Here is a 15,930-nt window from a genome sequence, read left to right on the forward strand (position 1 = left end):
TCTGTCCCGGTCTCTGATCAGGCGGCTTTCGCCGCCGTCAGCTTTTCGGCTGCGCGTTCGATACGGGCGAGCCCTTCACGTGCCTCTTCGGCCGTGACGGTGAGCGGCGGCAGGAGCCGCAGCACATTGTCGCCAGCCGGCACGCCCAGCAGTTTTTCCGCACGCACGGCCTTCAGAAGGTCCGCGACGGGGATCTTCGCCTTGATGCCGAGCATCAGGCCCTCGCCGCGCACATCCTCGATGACCTCGGGGAAACGATCCTTGAGGGCGGCAAGGCCCTGGCGGAAGACCAGCGCGACATCGCGCACATGCTCCAGGAAGCCATCTTCGAGCACGACGTCGAGCACGGCATTGCCGACCGCCATGGCTAGAGGGCTGCCGCCATAGGTCGAGCCGTGCGTGCCGGCGACCATGCCGGAGGCGGCCTCATCGGTGGCAAGGCAGGCGCCGAGCGGGAAACCGCCGCCGATGCCCTTGGCGACCGCCATGATGTCGGGCGTCACGCCCGCCCATTCATGGGCAAAGAGGCGGCCGGTGCGGCCGACGCCGGACTGCACCTCGTCGAGGATCAGAAGCAGGCCGTATTCGTCGCAGAGCTGGCGCAGCTCCTGCATGAATTCCTTCGAGACCGGGCGGATGCCGCCTTCGCCCTGCACCGGCTCGATCAGGATGCCGGCGGTTTCCTCTGTTATCGCGTCCTTGACGGCGGCGATATCGCCGAAGGGCAGCTTCAGGAAGCCCGGCGCCTTGGGACCGAAGCCCTCGATATACTTCTCCTGCCCGCCAGCCGCGATCGTCGCGATGGTACGGCCGTGGAAGGCGCCGTCGAAGGTGAGGATATGGAACTTGCCGGGATGGCCCTTGGCGAAGTGATAACGGCGCGCGGTCTTGATCGCGCATTCCAGTGCTTCGGCACCCGAATTGGTGAAGAACACCTTGTCGGCGAAGGTCGCGTCCGTCAGCCGGCGGCCGAGGCTTTCCTGGCCGGGGACCTCATAGAGGTTGGACAGGTGCCAGACCTTTTCGGCCTGGTCTTTCAGCGCGGCAACGAGATGGGGATGCGCATGGCCCAGCGAATTGACCGCGACGCCGGCAGCGAAATCGAGATATCGCTCACCATCTTCGGCGATCAGCCAGACGCCCTCCCCGCGCGTGAACCGGAGCGGTGCACGCATATAGGTTTCATAGAGCGGCGCGGCATCGGCCATGGCGCGGATCCTCCAAAAGAGATGCGGAAAAACGGGCTTCACACTTGACTTTTCCGGGCGCCAGAAAAATCAAAAGCCGCCTTTCGGCGGCCTGCGGCACTATCGGCATTTCACCCGGGGATGTCAACAAAATCGCACCCCGAAACAACGCTGAACCTCCCGCAAGGTGAGGATTCACGGCACGCGCGGAAGGTGTCGCCATCGAGTCACACCCGACCAGCAAGTTGGGGAAAACCTCGAAATCGATTCGCGCCGATTCCTGCGACTCTTGTCACAGAGTCCCCCGGTCTCTAGGTTAAAGACCAATTACTAGACTGCATGCGGCGGAACTAGTCACCAAAAGAGTTGAAGGCGTTCAGGTTCCGGATCTGTCCGGGACGCGACGAGGGATTCCCGCATCGAACGCCGAGCGGAGACGAAAACATGAACTGGACAGACGAGCGCGTCGAAAAACTCAAGAAGCTCTGGGCCGAGGGTTTGAGCGCGAGCCAGATCGCGGCGCAACTCGGCGGCGTCAGCCGCAATGCCGTCATCGGCAAGGTGCACCGGCTAAACCTGCCGGGCCGCGCCAAGGCCGGCGGCACGCAGACCGCCGCACGCCCGAAGCGCCCGGCGCCCGCCGCCCCGCGTCCCGCGACCTTCCAGGCCCGTGCCGTCACCCCGCGCACCGTGGCACGCCCGACGGCAACGACTGCGGAAGACCTGGACAAGGATTTCGACACCCAGGCCGAACGCCTGCCGGTTCCCGCCAACATCAACAATGCCGTTGTACCCTCTTCGCGTAAGCTGGAACTGACGCAGCTGACCGAACGCACCTGCAAGTGGCCGATCGGCGACCCGCTGAACGACGACTTCCACTTCTGCGGCAACGAGTCCCCGGACAATTCGCCCTACTGCACCTACCACCAGCGCCTCGCCTACCAGCCCTCGGCCGATCGTCGCCGGATGCGCTGATCGCGTTGGACATGGGATGAGAAACGGAGCCGAAAGGCTCCGTTTTTGTTTTTGGAATGGGGTACGATAGAAGACGCAGCATGCCAGAGGAGTGAAACCTCCCAAAACGCAAACAGGCCCCGCAGGGCCCATTTCCGTCCTTGGGAGGAATTTCGGATCGCTCAGGTTTCCAGCGAATAGCCGGCGCCGCGGACCGTGCGGATGACGTCCAGCATGTTGGCGAAGTTGAGCGCCTTGCGCAGGCGGCCGACATGCACGTCGACGGTGCGCTCGTCGACATAGATGTCATGGCCCCAGACGCCGTCGAGCAGCTGCGAGCGCGAAAAGACGCGGCCGGGCGAGGTCATCAGGAACTCAAGGAGGCGGAACTCCGTCGGGCCGAGGCGAACCTCGCGGGTGCGGCGGTGAACACGGTGCGTCTCGCGATCGAGCTCGATATCGCCGCAGCGCAGCACCGTCGAGACGACCTCCGGCTTGGCGCGGCGCAGCATGGCGCGCACGCGCGCCACCAGTTCCGGCGTCGAGAACGGCTTGACGACATAGTCGTCCGCGCCGGTCGCAAGGCCACGCACACGCTCGCTCTCCTCGCCGCGCGCCGTCAGCATGATGATCGGCAGGCGCTCGGTTTCCGGCCGCTGGCGCAGGCGCCGGCACAGTTCGATGCCGGAGACGCCCGGCAGCATCCAGTCGAGGATGAGGAGGTCGGGCATGCGCTCCTGCAAGCGCATTTCCGCCTCGTCACCGGAGAGGATCGTATCGACCTCGAAACCTTCGGCTTCGAGATTGTAGCGCAGGAGAACGCTCAGCGCCTCCTCGTCTTCCACGACGGCTATTCTGGGCACCATGGACAGGATTCCCGTTCAAACTTACTCGGACGCGTCGGCGACATTGCCCGCGACGACCGACGTCGACGTGTCGTCCTTCGGGCGCTCGCCTTCCGGCTGGGAGCCGGTCGCGATGTAGTAGATGGTTTCGGCGATGTTGGTCGCATGGTCGCCGATGCGCTCGATGTTCTTGGCGCAGAACAGGAGATGCGTGCAGGGCGTGATGTTGCGCGGATCTTCCATCATGTAGGTCAAGAGTTCGCGGAACAGCGAGGTGTAGATCGCATCGATCTCGTCGTCGCGCTCGCGAATGGCCTTGGCCTTGTCCACCGAGCGGGTGGCGAAGACATCGAGCACTTCCTTGAGCTGCATCAGCGCCAGTTCGGCGAGATGCTCGAGGCCACGGGCAAGCTTGCGGGGCATGCCCGAGCTCTGCACGGCGATGACGCGCTTGGCGGTGTTCTTGCCGAGATCGCCGACACGCTCCAGTTCGGCCGCGATGCGGATCGTGCCCATGATTTCGCGCAGGTCGGCCGCCATCGGCTGGCGCTTGGCGATGGTGACGATCGCCTTCTCGTTGATCTGGCGCTCGGCATTGTCGAGGATGACGTCCTCGGAAATGACCTTCTGGGCCAGCGCCACGTCGGTGGAGACCAGGGCGCGGACGGAATCCGCCACCATCTGCTCGGCTGTGCCGCCCATTTCGGAAATGCGGCGGGAGAGGTACTTCAGTTCTTCGTCGTAGATCGAAACAATATGGGTCGATGACATCGTTCTGTCCTTAATACACGCGGTTTTCAGGAAGCCTGGCGACGAGAACGTCAGCCGAAGCGGCCCATGATGTAGTCCTGCGTGCGCTGGTCATCCGGGTTGGTGAACATCTTGTCGGTGTCGTTCTCCTCGACGAGGTTGCCGAGGTGGAACATGGCGGTGCGCTGCGAAACGCGGGCCGCCTGCTGCATGGAGTGCGTCACGATCACAATGGTGAAGTTGGCGCGAAGCTCGTGGATGAGCTCCTCGACCTTGGCCGTCGCGATCGGGTCGAGCGCCGAGCAGGGCTCGTCCATCAGGATGACCTCGGGGCTGACGGCAACGGCGCGTGCGATGCACAGGCGCTGCTGCTGGCCGCCGGAGAGGCCTGTGCCGCCTTCATGCAGGCGATCCTTCACCTCGTTCCAGAGGCCGGCCTTCTGCAGGCTCTTCTCCACGATGGCATCCATGTCGGACTTCGACTTGGCAAGACCGTGGATGCGCGGACCGTAGGCGACGTTCTCGTAGATCGACTTCGGGAACGGGTTCGGCTTCTGGAAGACCATGCCAACACGGGCGCGCAGTTCGACGACGTCGATATTCGGATCGTAGATATCGTCCGTATCCAGCGTGATGCGGCCGGTGACGCGGCAGCCGTCGATCGTGTCGTTCATGCGGTTCAGCGTGCGCAGGAAGGTCGACTTGCCGCAGCCCGACGGGCCGATCAGCGCCGTCACGGTGTTTTCGCGGACGTTCAGGTTGACGTCGTAGAGGGCACGCTTCTCGCCGTAATAGACCGAAACGTCCTTGCCGATCATCTTGTAGGAAATGTCATTCATTTTCTTGTCCAGCGCTTTCTCGACTGCGGCTTCTGACATCATGTTCATAGGATCGGTCCTTCTACCAGCGCCGTTCGAAACGGCGGCGCAACAGGATGGCGCCAACATTCATGAGGATGAGGAAGATGAGGAGCACCATGATGGCGCCAGACGTGCGCTCCACGAAGGCACGCTCGGCCTCGTTCGCCCACATGTAGATCTGTACCGGCAGAGCCGTGGAGGGGTCCAGCGGCGTTCCGGGAATGTCGGCGACGAAGGCGACCATGCCGATGAGCAGCAGCGGTGCGGTTTCGCCGAGCGCATGCGCCAGACCGATGATCGTGCCCGTCAGGATGCCCGGCATGGCGAGCGGCAGAACGTGGTGGAACACGGTCTGCATCTTCGATGCGCCGAGACCAAGCGCGGCCGAGCGGATCGACGGCGGCACGGCCTTGAGGGCAGCGCGGGTCGCGATGATGATCGTCGGCAGCGTCATCAGCGTCAGCACCAGGCCACCGACGAGGGCTGCCGAGCGGGGGAAGCCCGCGAAGTTGACGAAGACGGCGAGGCCGAGCAGACCGTAGACGATCGACGGCACGGCGGCGAGGTTGTTGATGTTCACCTCGATCAGATCCGTGAAACGGTTCTTCGGGGCGAATTCCTCGAGATAGATCGAGGCGGCAACACCGATGGGCAGCGAGAGCACGAGCACGATCAGCATCATGTAGAGCGAACCGACGACGGCGACGCCGAGGCCTGCCGCTTCCGGACGGCTCGATGCGCCGTTGACGAAGAGGCCGGTGTTGAAGTGCTTGGAGAGCGCGCCGCTTTCGACGAGCGTGTTCATCCAGCCGACCTGCTTGTCGGAGATCTTGCGGTTGTTTTCCGCCACCGAGAGGTCGATCTGGCCCTTGAAGGCCGAGTCGAGATCGCCGTGGGCGAGGAAGGTTACCGTCTGCGTGGTGCCGATGATCGCCGGATTGGCGACGACCATGTCACGGAACTGTGTGCGAACGCTGTCCGAGATCATGCCGTTGACGGCCTTGAGGCCGGCACGGTCATCCTCGGCAACGCCGAGAACCTTGGCGAGCGCATTGCGGGCAACGACCGGATAATTGGCCGAGACCAGCTTCTGCGGGTTGGTGGCGCGTTCGTTGTTCTTGTCGATGACCTGTTCGGAAAACTCGACCGGGATGGTGATCATCGACTGCTGGAATGCGGTGTAGCCCTTGGAGACGACCGAAAACAGCAGGAGGAACAGGAAGAGCAGACCGAAGGCGATCGCTGCCATGCCGAAGAGGCGGAAGCGGCGTTCGGCGGCATAGCGACGGCGAAGACCGATATCGCGGCGCTCGGGTTTGGCGGAGACGCCAAGGGTAGCCATCGAAGGGCTCGTGGAGACCTGGCTCATTCGTACTGCTCCCGGTATTTGCGCACGATGTAAAGGGCGTAGATGTTCAGGCAAAGCGTGATGAAGAACAGCGTGATGCCGAGGGCGAAGGCCACCAGCGTCTGCGGCGAGGTGAACTCAAGGTCACCCGTCAGCTGGTTGACGATCTTGACGGTCACGGTCGTCATCGGCTCGAAGGGGTTGAGCTGCATGCGGGCCGCAACACCGGCTGCAAGCACCACGATCATGGTCTCGCCGACGGCGCGCGAGGCGGTCATCAGCAATGCGCCGACGATGCCCGGAAGTGCTGCCGGCAGGATGACGCGCTTGATCGTTTCCGAACGCGTGGCACCGAGACCGAGCGAACCGTCACGAAGCGCCCGCGGCACGGCGGTGATGATGTCGTCCGACAGCGAGGAAACGTAAGGGATCAGCATGATGCCCATGACGAAACCGGCCGTCAGAACGCTCTGCGCCTGGATGAAGTTCGAGTAGTTGCCGGTGACGAGGCCGTTCAGCTGTGCGGAGATATCGCGCAGGAACGGACCGACCGTCACGAGGGCGAAGAAGCCGTAGACGATGGTCGGGATGCCGGCGAGCACTTCGAGCAGGGGCTTGGCCACCGAGCGGACGTGACGCGAGGCATATTCCGACATGTAGATGGCGGCGAAGAGACCGACCGGCACGGCCACCAGCATGGCGACGAAGCCGATATAGAGCGTGCCGGCAAGCAGCGGGATCAGGCCGAACTGGCCGGCGGAGGCCGTCGCACCGGCGGCGGCGAAACGCGGATCCCAGACCGTGCCGAAGAAGAACTCCCAGGCCGGCACCATGTTGAAGAAGTGCACGGCCTCGGTGAACATCGAGGCGACGATGCCGACCGTCGTGAGGATGGCGATCGACGAGGCGGCGATGAGACCGACCAGCATCATGCCTTCGACGCGGTTGCGGGCGCGAAACTTCGGCGCGATCGAACGGTAGGAGAGGAAGGCACCGGCCGTGGCCACCACGATCGCGAGGATCGACAGCAGGGTGCTGCTCGTATTCGTCATGCGGTTGAGGTCGTCGGCCGACTTCAGCATGTAGGGCGCGGGCTCTGCAGCGACCGGCACACCCTTGCTGGCGAGCACGTCGCGGGCGGCGGCACCGTCCTTGAACAAGGCCTCGCGCTCTTCCGCCGTCAGCACCTTGAAGCCGCGGGCAATGGCCGAGATCATGTTGTAGTTGAGGTTCTGCGTGGCCTGCGGCTCGGCCTTCACCTCTTCAGGGAAGCCGGCGCGGATGGTCGAGTTGACATAGATCGGGCTCGCGATGACCCAGACGAACACGACGACAACCGCCGGCAGAATGGCCCACAGGGCAACGAAGGAGCCGTAGTAACCCGGCCGCGAATGCAGGCTGGAAAGCTTGCCGCCGGCAAGCGCGTTCGCGCGCCAGCTGCCAATAAAATAGCCCACCGCGCCGATCACGGCGACGACGAGCAGAAGAAGGGAAATACTCATTGAGGAAACTCTCCCGGCGAGATCATCCGCGGTGTCATTCATGCGACGGGCGAAAATCGCCCGGAAGTGAAGCGGCCGGCGCGTTGGAAAGCGCGCCGGCCAACGTCAATTACATGATCTTGCCGTCAACGAAGGCCTTGCGGACTTCTTCACGCTCGGCATCCGGAGCCGGAACGAGGCCGTATTCAGCCAGCGGGCTGTCGGGGCCGATCATGTCGTCGCTCGTGAAGAACTCGACATATTCCTTCAGACCCGGGATAACGCCGAGGTGTGCCTTCTTGACGTAGAAGAACAGCGGGCGCGAAACCGGGTATTCGCCCGAAGCGATCGTCTCGGTGGACGGAACGATGCCGCTTACGGTCGCAACCTTCAGCTTGTCGGCGTTGTTTTCGTAGAAGGACAGGCCGAATACGCCCAGACCCGTCTTGTTGGCGGCGATGCGGGCCAGCGTTTCGGTGTAGTCGCCGTCGATGTCGACAGCCAGGCCATCCTTGCGAACGGCGATGCACTTGGCATGCTGTTCCTTTTCGTCGGCAACGGCAGCCTTGATCACGTCGAGAGCGCCGGTGGCCTTGCAGCCTGCAGCCAGCATCTTCTCGTCGAAGACTTCACGGGTGCCGTGCTTTTCGCCCGGGATGTAGGCGGCGATTTCAGCGTCCGGCAGGTCCTTATTGACTTCCGACCACTTCTTGTTCGGGTTGGCGACGAGCTTGCCGTCGACGACGATTTCAGCGGCGAGCGCGAGGTAGAGGTCCTTCGGCTCGAGCTTCAGGTCGGCATTGCCGGCGTCGGTTGCGAAGACGATGCCGTCGTAGCCGATCTTGACTTCCTGGATCTCGGTGACGCCGGCTGCCTTGCAGGCTTCGATTTCACTATCCTTCATCGCACGCGAAGCGTTGGCGATGTCGAGGGTCTCCGGGCCGACGCCCTTGCAGAATTCCTTGAGGCCGCCGCCCGTGCCGCCGGATTCGACGATCGGGGTCTTGAAGTCGGGGAAGGTCTCGCCGAACGTCTCGGCGACGATCTTGGCGTAGGGAAGAACGGTGGACGAGCCGGCGATCTGGACCTGATCGCGCGCAACGGCAACGCCTGCGAATGCGGCGGAGGCAACGAGCGCCGCGAGGGTGAGCTTAAGAGATTTCATCTGGGTTCTCCCGAAGAGGACGTGTGTGGAAAGCGCTGTTCTTGCGCTGTCTGCCGTTGACCGGCGGCTCTTCTCTAACCCCCGGACGCCCTCTCTTTTATGTCAGTTTCGCGAAACATTTGTGACATGCCAAACACCTGAAAACGCTCACGAATTTTCAGAGAAACGACAAAGCGGCGTCCCTTTATGTCAAAAACGCACGGTAAAGACCGTGCCCTTGCCCACCTCGGACTTCACCACCAGGCGTGCCCGGTGGCGGGTCAGGATGTGCTTGACGATGGCAAGACCGAGCCCTGTGCCCTTCTTGGACCGGCTGGCTTCCACGTTAACCCGGTAGAAACGTTCGGTGATGCGCGGGACATGTTCGGGTGGGATACCCGGACCATAGTCGGTGACCGACAACTCGACCGGCGCATCGCTGCCGCCCGTCAGCGCCACATGCACCCGCTTGCCCTCCTGGCCATATTTGCAGGCGTTCTCGATCAGGTTCTCCATAACCTCGACCAGCTCGTCGCGGTCGCCATTGACCATGACGGCGTGCTTCGGCAGGTCGAGGGCGATCTCGACGCCGAGGTCGCCGGCAAGCGGCTGCAAACTGTCGCGCACATGGGCGATCAGCGGCACGAGGTCCACCGTCTGGTCGGGCGTGAGGTTCGAACGCAGCTCAAGGCGCGACAGGGAGAGAAGGTCGTCGACGAGACGGCTCATGCGCGTCGCCTGCTCATGCATGATGCCGAGGAAGCGCTCATGCGCCTTCACGTCGTTCTTCGCCGGCCCCTGCAGGGTCTCGATGAAGCCGCGCAGCGAGGCGAGCGGGGTGCGCAGTTCATGGCTGGCATTGGCGATGAAATCCGAGCGCATGCGGTCGATGCGACGCGCCTGGGAAACGTCACGGAATGTCAGGAGCCACAGCGGCTCGCCGGTCTTTTCGGCAAGCGGCGCGATACGCACGACATAGACGGTTTCCGATGGCAGGCGCTCGGCATGTTCCGTCTCGCGCGGCTGGCCAGCGGCGATCGCATCCCGCACCATATCGAGGATTCCTGGGGCGCGGATGCGTCCGGCGAGATCGCTGTCCTTGGGAATGACACCGAATATGGCCTCGGCCGCGCGGTTCTGCAGTTTTATGGTTTCCCTGCCGGAGAGCAGGATAGCGGGTGCATCTAGCGCGCCGAGCACCGCCGAAATGGCGGCGAGCTCAATTTTCTGCGGGTCGAAGAGCGGCTCGACGGCGACCGGGACGACAGCCGTCGCCATGGTCCTGCCCGTCTCGATCATCCGCCTGTCCGTACGCAGCAGGCCGGCAATGACCAGAAGCAGAACCGTGAAGGACACCCAGCCGAGATGAAGACCCGCAAGCCACATCATGAAGCCGACAAAGACCGCGGAGGCGATCAGAACCCGCACGCCCCACAGTTGCGCTGCCAGCCAGCCGAAACCCGTCCGCTGATCCGAAACCGCCACCCATTCCCTCGCAAGCATCATATCCTCCGCGCCTCCACCGATTCTGGAGGAATAGCGCGACTTCATGACATGTTTTTCACGGCCGGCTTGAATTCGCAATGCGGTTATGGCCACCTTCCGATTTACGCCGCGTGAGGCGCATGCACTATCCGAAGGAGTGGACCATGGCGGAAAAAGCCGAAAGCCGTGCAGTGGAACTGGATATCCACGGCAAGAAACGGGTGTTCGACATCGACGATCCTAAGCTGCCCGATTGGATCGACGACAAGGCCTTCGGCTCGAACGACTATCCCTATGAGAAGAAACTCGACAACAGCGAATACGAGAAGACGCTGAAACTTCTGCAGATCGAGCTGGTGAAGGTGCAGTTCTGGCAGCAGAAAACGGGCACACGCATCATGAGCGTGTTCGAAGGACGCGACGCCGCGGGCAAGGGAGGCGCCATCCACGCCACGATGTCCTACATGAACCCGCGCTCCGCACGCATCGTGGCACTGACCAAGCCGACGGAAACCGAACAAGGCCAGTGGTACTTCCAGCGTTACGTCTCAACCTTCCCGACGGCGGGGGAGTTCGTGCTGTTCGACCGCTCCTGGTACAACCGTGCGGGTGTCGAACCGGTCATGGGCTTCTGCAAGCCGGAGGAATATGAGAAATTCCTGAAGGAAGCGCCGCGCTTCGAGAAGATGATCACATCCGAGGGCATCCATCTTTTCAAGTTCTGGCTCGATCTCGGCCGCGAAATGCAGCTCAAGCGCTTCCACGACCGCCGGCATGATCCGTTGAAGGTCTGGAAGCTCTCGCCGATGGACATCGCCGCCCTCAATAAATGGGGCGACTACACGCAGAAGCGCGACCGGATGCTGAAGGAGACACATACGGACCACGCGCCCTGGACGGTGATCCGCGCCAACGACAAGCGCCGCGCCCGCATCAACCTGATCCGCCACATTCTCAAGACGCTCGACTACGAGGGCAAGGACAAACAGGCGATCGGCGACATCGACGACAAGATCGTCGGGGCGGGCCCTGGTTTTGTGAAGTAAACCGGCGGCCTATTCGCCCGGCTGGATGCGGACGGCATAGAGATTGACGCTCGCATCCCCGCCGGTGACGTCGCTGTTGAGAAGGATATGGCCGGGCTCGCTCGGCGAGAGCGAGCGATCGAACTCGACCTGAAACAGGAGGTCGGTGCGCTCGGACACGGTAAAGCGGTGACGGCCGCAGCCGCCCATGCTGGAGAAGTCGCACTCCACCGAGACCTGTACCGGCTTGTCGCCCACCGCCTGGACCGTCAGCGCGACCGTCGAGGTCTTGCCGCCCATTTCGTTCAGCACGTCGGGCGAAACCTCGATGCGCAGCGCGCCGTCGCGTTCCGGATTGGTGGAGGTCACGCGAACCGCCGGTCCCTCATTCGTGCTGACCGCTTCAAAGCGGGCGGCCGTACTTGCCGAAAGCTTCGCGGTATCCCCCGGGGAAAAGATCTGACGCCAATCGGCGGAGAAGCGGCTCTGGGTATCGAGCGCCTTCTTGATCGGATCCTCGCCGGAAAAATCCTCTCCCGAAACGGTGGCCGGCGGGGTTGAATCGTCCGCGCCGTTCTGCAGGTCCCTCAGAAGGCCGCTCGTCTCGACCCACCAGGCAAGGGCTCCGAAGGCCGCGACCAGCGTGGCGACAACGAGCAGGAAGGAGAACAGGCGCCCACGGCGCTTGCGGGCCTTGGCCACACGCTCCGGCCGAAAATCGGAAGCTTCATTGACAGTGGTGCTTGCGGCGGGTGGCTTGGCACCCTTGGCAAAGCCGTCACCGCGCTCGGGACGGATGGCGCCGATATCGCTCGTATCGCCGCCCGCACCGGGCCGGACTTCGGCCCTTGGCTCCGCATCAGGCGTCTTCTCGGCCCGCACGTCGCGTTCGGCACGCAGCACCGGCTCCGGATGCGCCTCGACGGTTGGCTCGACGCGAACCTCCCGGACGGGCGCCGGCGTCACGGCGGCGCGCTCTTCCGCCTCGATTTCGTGGATGGTCGCCTCCAGGCGATGGCGCTGGGCGGCAATAGTTTCGGGATCGTTGATCTCCTGCTTGCGCAGGCCCGCCTCCAGCGCGTTGCGCGCTGACTGGTAGATGCGCGCCCGAACTTCGGCATTCGCACGTTCAGAGCGCGCCAGCGCGTTTCTGATTGCCGTTTCCAGTCCGCTCACATGAGACCCTTCTGCGGGAGCCGCCAGACGAAGCGACCATGATTCATCTGTGGAAAGACCTGTGCTTTCCGACTTTTGTTAGGTTTTGCGTAACGTTTGCCGCACCTTTGCGCAAGCCTTCCCGCTCAAAGGGGCGACCTTGACCGGGGAAAAGCCGGCAGGGAAATGCCAGCAAGGCCCTGCGCAAGCCTTCCGGGCGGCGCAACGTTTCGCGACGCTCGCGTTCTGGCAGCGCACGCAACAAAGCCTGCGGCATATCCGAAACGGGACCGCGATCCCTCTTTTCAGCACAAGTTCGTACTGCTATTGTTTTGACGTTTTCGTAAACGTCAAAATTGGATCTGGATTTCCTTCATGGCCCTGCCCGCGATTCTCAAGGACAAGCTGCGCCTGCCCATCGTCGGCGCCCCGCTCTTCATCATTTCCAATCCCGCGCTGACCCTCGCACAATGCAAGGCCGGCGTCATCGGCGCCTTCCCGGCATTGAATGCGCGCCCGGAAGCTCAGCTCGACGAGTGGCTCGCGGAAATCACCGAGGGGCTCGCCGCTCACGATGCGAAACATCCGGACCGCCCGGCTGCGCCCTTCGCCGTCAACCAGATCGTCCACCGCTCCAACAAGCGGCTGGAACACGATCTGACGATGTGCGTGAAGTACAAGGTGCCGGTCGTCATTTCCTCGCTCGGCGCCGTGCCGGAGGTAAACGCCGCGATCCATTCCTATGGCGGCATCGTGCTGCACGACGTCATCAACAACCGCCATGCCAACTCGGCCATCCGCAAGGGCGCCGATGGCCTCATTGCCGTTGCCGCCGGCGCGGGCGGCCATGCCGGCACGCTCTCGCCCTTCGCCCTGGTCCAGGAAATCCGCGAATGGTTCGACGGGCCCCTTCTCCTGTCGGGCGCCATCGCGAACGGCGGAGCGATCCTCGCGGCCCAGGCGATGGGCGCCGACATGGCCTATATCGGCTCCCCCTTCATCGCGACGGAGGAAGCACGGGCGACGGAGGCCTACAAGCAGATGATCGTCGACAGCGCCGCGGCCGACATCGTCTATTCCAACTATTTCACCGGCATCCACGGCAACTACCTGAAGCCCTCCATCGCCGCCGCCGGCATGGACCCCGACCACCTGCCGGAAGCCGACCCGTCCAAGATGGACTTCGAAACAGCGACAAGCGGCGCGAAAGCCTGGAAGGACATCTGGGGCTGCGGCCAAGGCATCGGCGCGGTGAAAGCCATCGGCCCCGTCAAGGATCTCGTCGCGCGCCTCGACCGCGAATATCAGGCCGCCCGCGCCCGCATCTGCGCCGCCTGATCGCGAACCGGACGGGAAAAATGCGGAAGTTGAAACTAGCCGCTTGAAATCTTTTCCCATTGCGGTTATCAGCGCATCCATTCCGGCCCCGACATGCTTCGGGACCGTTGATAGGCCGCTTTAGCTCAGTTGGTAGAGCACGTCATTCGTAATGACGGGGTCACGTGTTCGAGTCACGTAAGCGGCACCATTTTCCCAAAGAACTGATTTCACCGTTTGGCCAGTGAACGGCATTTTGCGCGCGCTCTCCCGGGGCAGCCTTTCTGCGCACACAGTCGGTGGCTTCAACAGGTCCCTGATCACGGCGGCTTGGCTATACGATAGCCCGGTCTTGGGTGCTTCTCATTGTCCATTTTATTCCCTGCTGCCGATGTCAAAAATGGACGGTGAAAATCGCGGCCGGCTCCTCTAAAAATGCAGGAATATCTCGGCCAGCACGCACTTTGAGAAGGCGCTGCGGGTGGGATGTGTTGCGTTGACCGAAAGGGCTTGAGCACCGGCAGAAAAGTACGTTCGGCTTTGGCAAGCGACCGCTATCCGGTTCACCTTGCTCGATCCAGATATAAAGGCTGACCACTGCGCCGTTCGACATTACCGCGCGACTGCGTTCAAACCAGGGTGAACTCGGACGCGTCAAGGGTTCCCGCAGACCAACCGCATGAAAGAAAACCCGCATTTCCGGTGGACATTACATCCACTCCGCTTCGCTCGTTATGGAGGATATCGTCATGAAGCATGCCGCCTTTGTTGCCGCCCTTTTGTTCGCCGGCGCCACGCACGCCGCCGAATTCAAATTTCCGGCCGCAGCACCCGTTGCCGCGATCACCATTCCCGACGGGTGGAAGACCACGGAAACCGAAACCGGCATCGAGGTTCAATCCGATGACGATGCCGTGTATTTCTCCATCGACGCCCAGGACGGCAAGGATACCAGCGAGACCGTGGCGGAGGCTGTCGAATATCTCGCAAGCCAGAACATCACCGTCGACGATTCGACCAAGAAGGAAGAGGAAGGCACGCTCAACGGCATGCAGGCCTACAATGTCTATTGGTCGGGCAAGGATAACGACGGTCCCGTGACGATCGGCCTGACGGCACTGGTCGCAGGTGCCGACAAGACCCTGGTCATCACCTATTGGGGCGGCACCGAAGAGCAGAAGGCACACGGTGAAGCGATCGGCGGGATTTTCAACTCCCTGAAGCCGATTGCCCAGTAAATGAGCCCGCAGCCGGCCTGAAAAGCCCGGTATGCGCCTCTTTTTCGCGAAAATCGGCTCCATCCGCACCGTGACACGGCTTGCGGAAGACCAACGCCTGCAAGAGCCGGCGCCGTCTACGATGGCGTCCGGCTCGTGGCGAACATGCCTTGACGGGAGATCCACAGATCCCGGCCAAGGCTCCCACAGCGGATGGCTTGGATAGAACAGACCTTTCCGCTCCCCGAATATCAGGGGAAGCGTCCGGCTTGGGGCTGCAAAAGTGTCCTGACTGCTGTTTAAGCTGGACGACATCAGCCTTGTCTGTCAGAAGCGGCGTGGACGCGACTGCCGATAACTTTAGATCGGGGTCGGGCGACCGATTGACGTCACGTTGCTGCCGCGAGATCACGCTGGCCGTCCCGATCCATTCCTCTCGCGCCCTCGGTGACCTTGCGACACCGGCCACCTCTCTGCGGCGGTGCCGGAAAAACCCGTTCTGGCGTCTGACACCGCCCACTTTGACCAGAGGGTTCTTTTGGCACTCCAGCCGAAACCGGTCGATGCATTCGGGATTTTTACCGCGGGACATCGTCCCTGCGAAAATTCCCGCTCTCAATCTTGCCACGCTGACCGTCGCGCCGAGCGCATCCATAGCGGCGTGCGAAACGATATCGCCGCGATCCACGATCGGTACATGGCAGGATCACAGTCAGCGGAAAATCCTGGAGCCCGCAGCGGCACGAGCGCAGCCCGCCGGGTGGCCACCGCGACGCCCGGACCGCGATGGGGCCCGCCTAACGGGCCCCGCAATCACGGCGTCTCAATCGTTTTCGTCGCATTCCGTGATTTCGCACACGGATTCTTCGGTCGTGCGATTGGCGCATTCCGTCAGCGCTTTTTCGCGCGCATCGGCCTCGTAGTCGTAATTGTAGCTGTAGCCGTAGCTGCCCTCTTCCGAAACGGCGATGCAGCCCCAGGCGAGCGCCGAGCTATGGGACGCTGCGAAAGCAGTCGTGAGGACGAGCGCGGCAAGCGCTGTCCGTCTGATGGATGTCATGGTGTAATCCCCTCAAGTCGCGCGGCATGCGCGTCGGGTTACTATGCTCCGGTCCATCGCCTTTGCAAGCAAGCCCAGCGGCCAATTCAGCGACATTCGCGT

At 62.7% G+C, this 15,930-nt stretch carries 14 protein-coding genes and 1 tRNA gene; 5 read left to right on the forward strand and 10 right to left on the reverse strand.

Annotated elements, in window-relative coordinates; translation table 11 throughout:
- Positions 1–17: 17 nt before the first annotated feature.
- On the reverse strand, positions 18–1,208 hold the full coding sequence (locus MUU55_RS13045) for an aspartate aminotransferase family protein (protein ID WP_244761179.1): 1,191 nt from the start codon (positions 1,206–1,208) through the stop codon (positions 18–20).
- Positions 1,209–1,631: 423 nt separating this feature from the next.
- On the opposite strand from MUU55_RS13045, the gene MUU55_RS13050 reads away from it, so the two are divergent.
- Positions 1,632–2,162, forward strand: coding sequence for a GcrA family cell cycle regulator (locus MUU55_RS13050; RefSeq protein ID WP_244761180.1), 531 nt, complete (start codon positions 1,632–1,634; stop codon positions 2,160–2,162).
- 161 nt (positions 2,163–2,323) lie between these two features.
- Here MUU55_RS13050 and phoB read toward each other — a convergent pair whose 3' ends face one another.
- The 7 genes from phoB to phoR form a co-directional block, all read right to left on the reverse strand.
- Complete coding sequence (gene phoB, locus MUU55_RS13055; RefSeq protein ID WP_244761181.1) at positions 2,324–3,007, reverse strand: phosphate regulon transcriptional regulator PhoB; 684 nt, start codon at positions 3,005–3,007, stop codon at positions 2,324–2,326.
- A gap of 21 nt (positions 3,008–3,028) precedes the next feature.
- Positions 3,029–3,757: a phosphate signaling complex protein PhoU gene (gene phoU / locus MUU55_RS13060; RefSeq protein WP_244761182.1), complete on the reverse strand. Its 729-nt coding sequence runs from the start codon at positions 3,755–3,757 to the stop codon at positions 3,029–3,031.
- A gap of 50 nt (positions 3,758–3,807) precedes the next feature.
- Complete coding sequence (pstB, locus tag MUU55_RS13065; protein ID WP_244761183.1) at positions 3,808–4,623, reverse strand: phosphate ABC transporter ATP-binding protein PstB; 816 nt, start codon at positions 4,621–4,623, stop codon at positions 3,808–3,810.
- A gap of 13 nt (positions 4,624–4,636) precedes the next feature.
- A complete protein-coding gene (gene pstA / locus MUU55_RS13070; RefSeq protein WP_425314177.1) occupies positions 4,637–5,938 on the reverse strand; it encodes a phosphate ABC transporter permease PstA in 1,302 nt (433 codons plus the stop codon).
- 23 nt (positions 5,939–5,961) lie between these two features.
- A complete protein-coding gene (gene pstC / locus MUU55_RS13075; protein ID WP_244761185.1) occupies positions 5,962–7,446 on the reverse strand; it encodes a phosphate ABC transporter permease subunit PstC in 1,485 nt (494 codons plus the stop codon).
- Between the two features lie 109 nt (positions 7,447–7,555).
- Positions 7,556–8,590 (reverse strand): substrate-binding domain-containing protein, encoded by a 1,035-nt coding sequence (locus MUU55_RS13080; RefSeq protein ID WP_244761186.1) that lies wholly within the window; start codon positions 8,588–8,590, stop codon positions 7,556–7,558.
- Positions 8,591–8,779: 189 nt separating this feature from the next.
- Positions 8,780–10,075, reverse strand: coding sequence for a phosphate regulon sensor histidine kinase PhoR (gene phoR / locus MUU55_RS13085; RefSeq protein WP_425314172.1), 1,296 nt, complete (start codon positions 10,073–10,075; stop codon positions 8,780–8,782).
- Between the two features lie 143 nt (positions 10,076–10,218).
- Between phoR and ppk2 the strand changes: the two genes are divergently transcribed.
- The gene (gene ppk2, locus MUU55_RS13090) at positions 10,219–11,100 is read left to right on the forward strand and encodes a polyphosphate kinase 2 (protein ID WP_244761187.1); all 882 of its coding nucleotides are present in this window, start codon (positions 10,219–10,221) and stop codon (positions 11,098–11,100) included.
- A gap of 9 nt (positions 11,101–11,109) precedes the next feature.
- On the opposite strand, the gene MUU55_RS13095 is transcribed toward ppk2, so the two are convergent.
- A complete protein-coding gene (locus MUU55_RS13095) occupies positions 11,110–12,255 on the reverse strand; it encodes a biotin transporter BioY (protein ID WP_244761188.1) in 1,146 nt (381 codons plus the stop codon).
- A 354-nt stretch (positions 12,256–12,609) separates the two neighbouring features.
- Here MUU55_RS13095 and MUU55_RS13100 point away from each other — a divergent pair, with 354 nt between their 5' ends.
- From MUU55_RS13100 to MUU55_RS13110, 3 genes are all read left to right on the forward strand, one after another.
- Complete coding sequence (locus tag MUU55_RS13100; RefSeq protein ID WP_244761189.1) at positions 12,610–13,572, forward strand: NAD(P)H-dependent flavin oxidoreductase; 963 nt, start codon at positions 12,610–12,612, stop codon at positions 13,570–13,572.
- A gap of 114 nt (positions 13,573–13,686) precedes the next feature.
- A tRNA-Thr gene (locus MUU55_RS13105) sits at positions 13,687–13,762 on the forward strand.
- A gap of 538 nt (positions 13,763–14,300) precedes the next feature.
- A complete protein-coding gene (locus MUU55_RS13110; RefSeq protein ID WP_244761190.1) occupies positions 14,301–14,789 on the forward strand; it encodes a histidine kinase in 489 nt (162 codons plus the stop codon).
- An 802-nt stretch (positions 14,790–15,591) separates the two neighbouring features.
- Here the strand turns inward: MUU55_RS13110 and MUU55_RS13115 are convergent.
- A complete protein-coding gene (locus MUU55_RS13115; protein ID WP_244761191.1) occupies positions 15,592–15,828 on the reverse strand; it encodes a DUF4189 domain-containing protein in 237 nt (78 codons plus the stop codon).
- Positions 15,829–15,930: the final 102 nt, after the last annotated feature.

Origin of the sequence: Shinella curvata (assembly GCF_022899935.1) — a bacterium.
Classification (GTDB): domain Bacteria; phylum Pseudomonadota; class Alphaproteobacteria; order Rhizobiales; family Rhizobiaceae; genus Shinella; species Shinella curvata.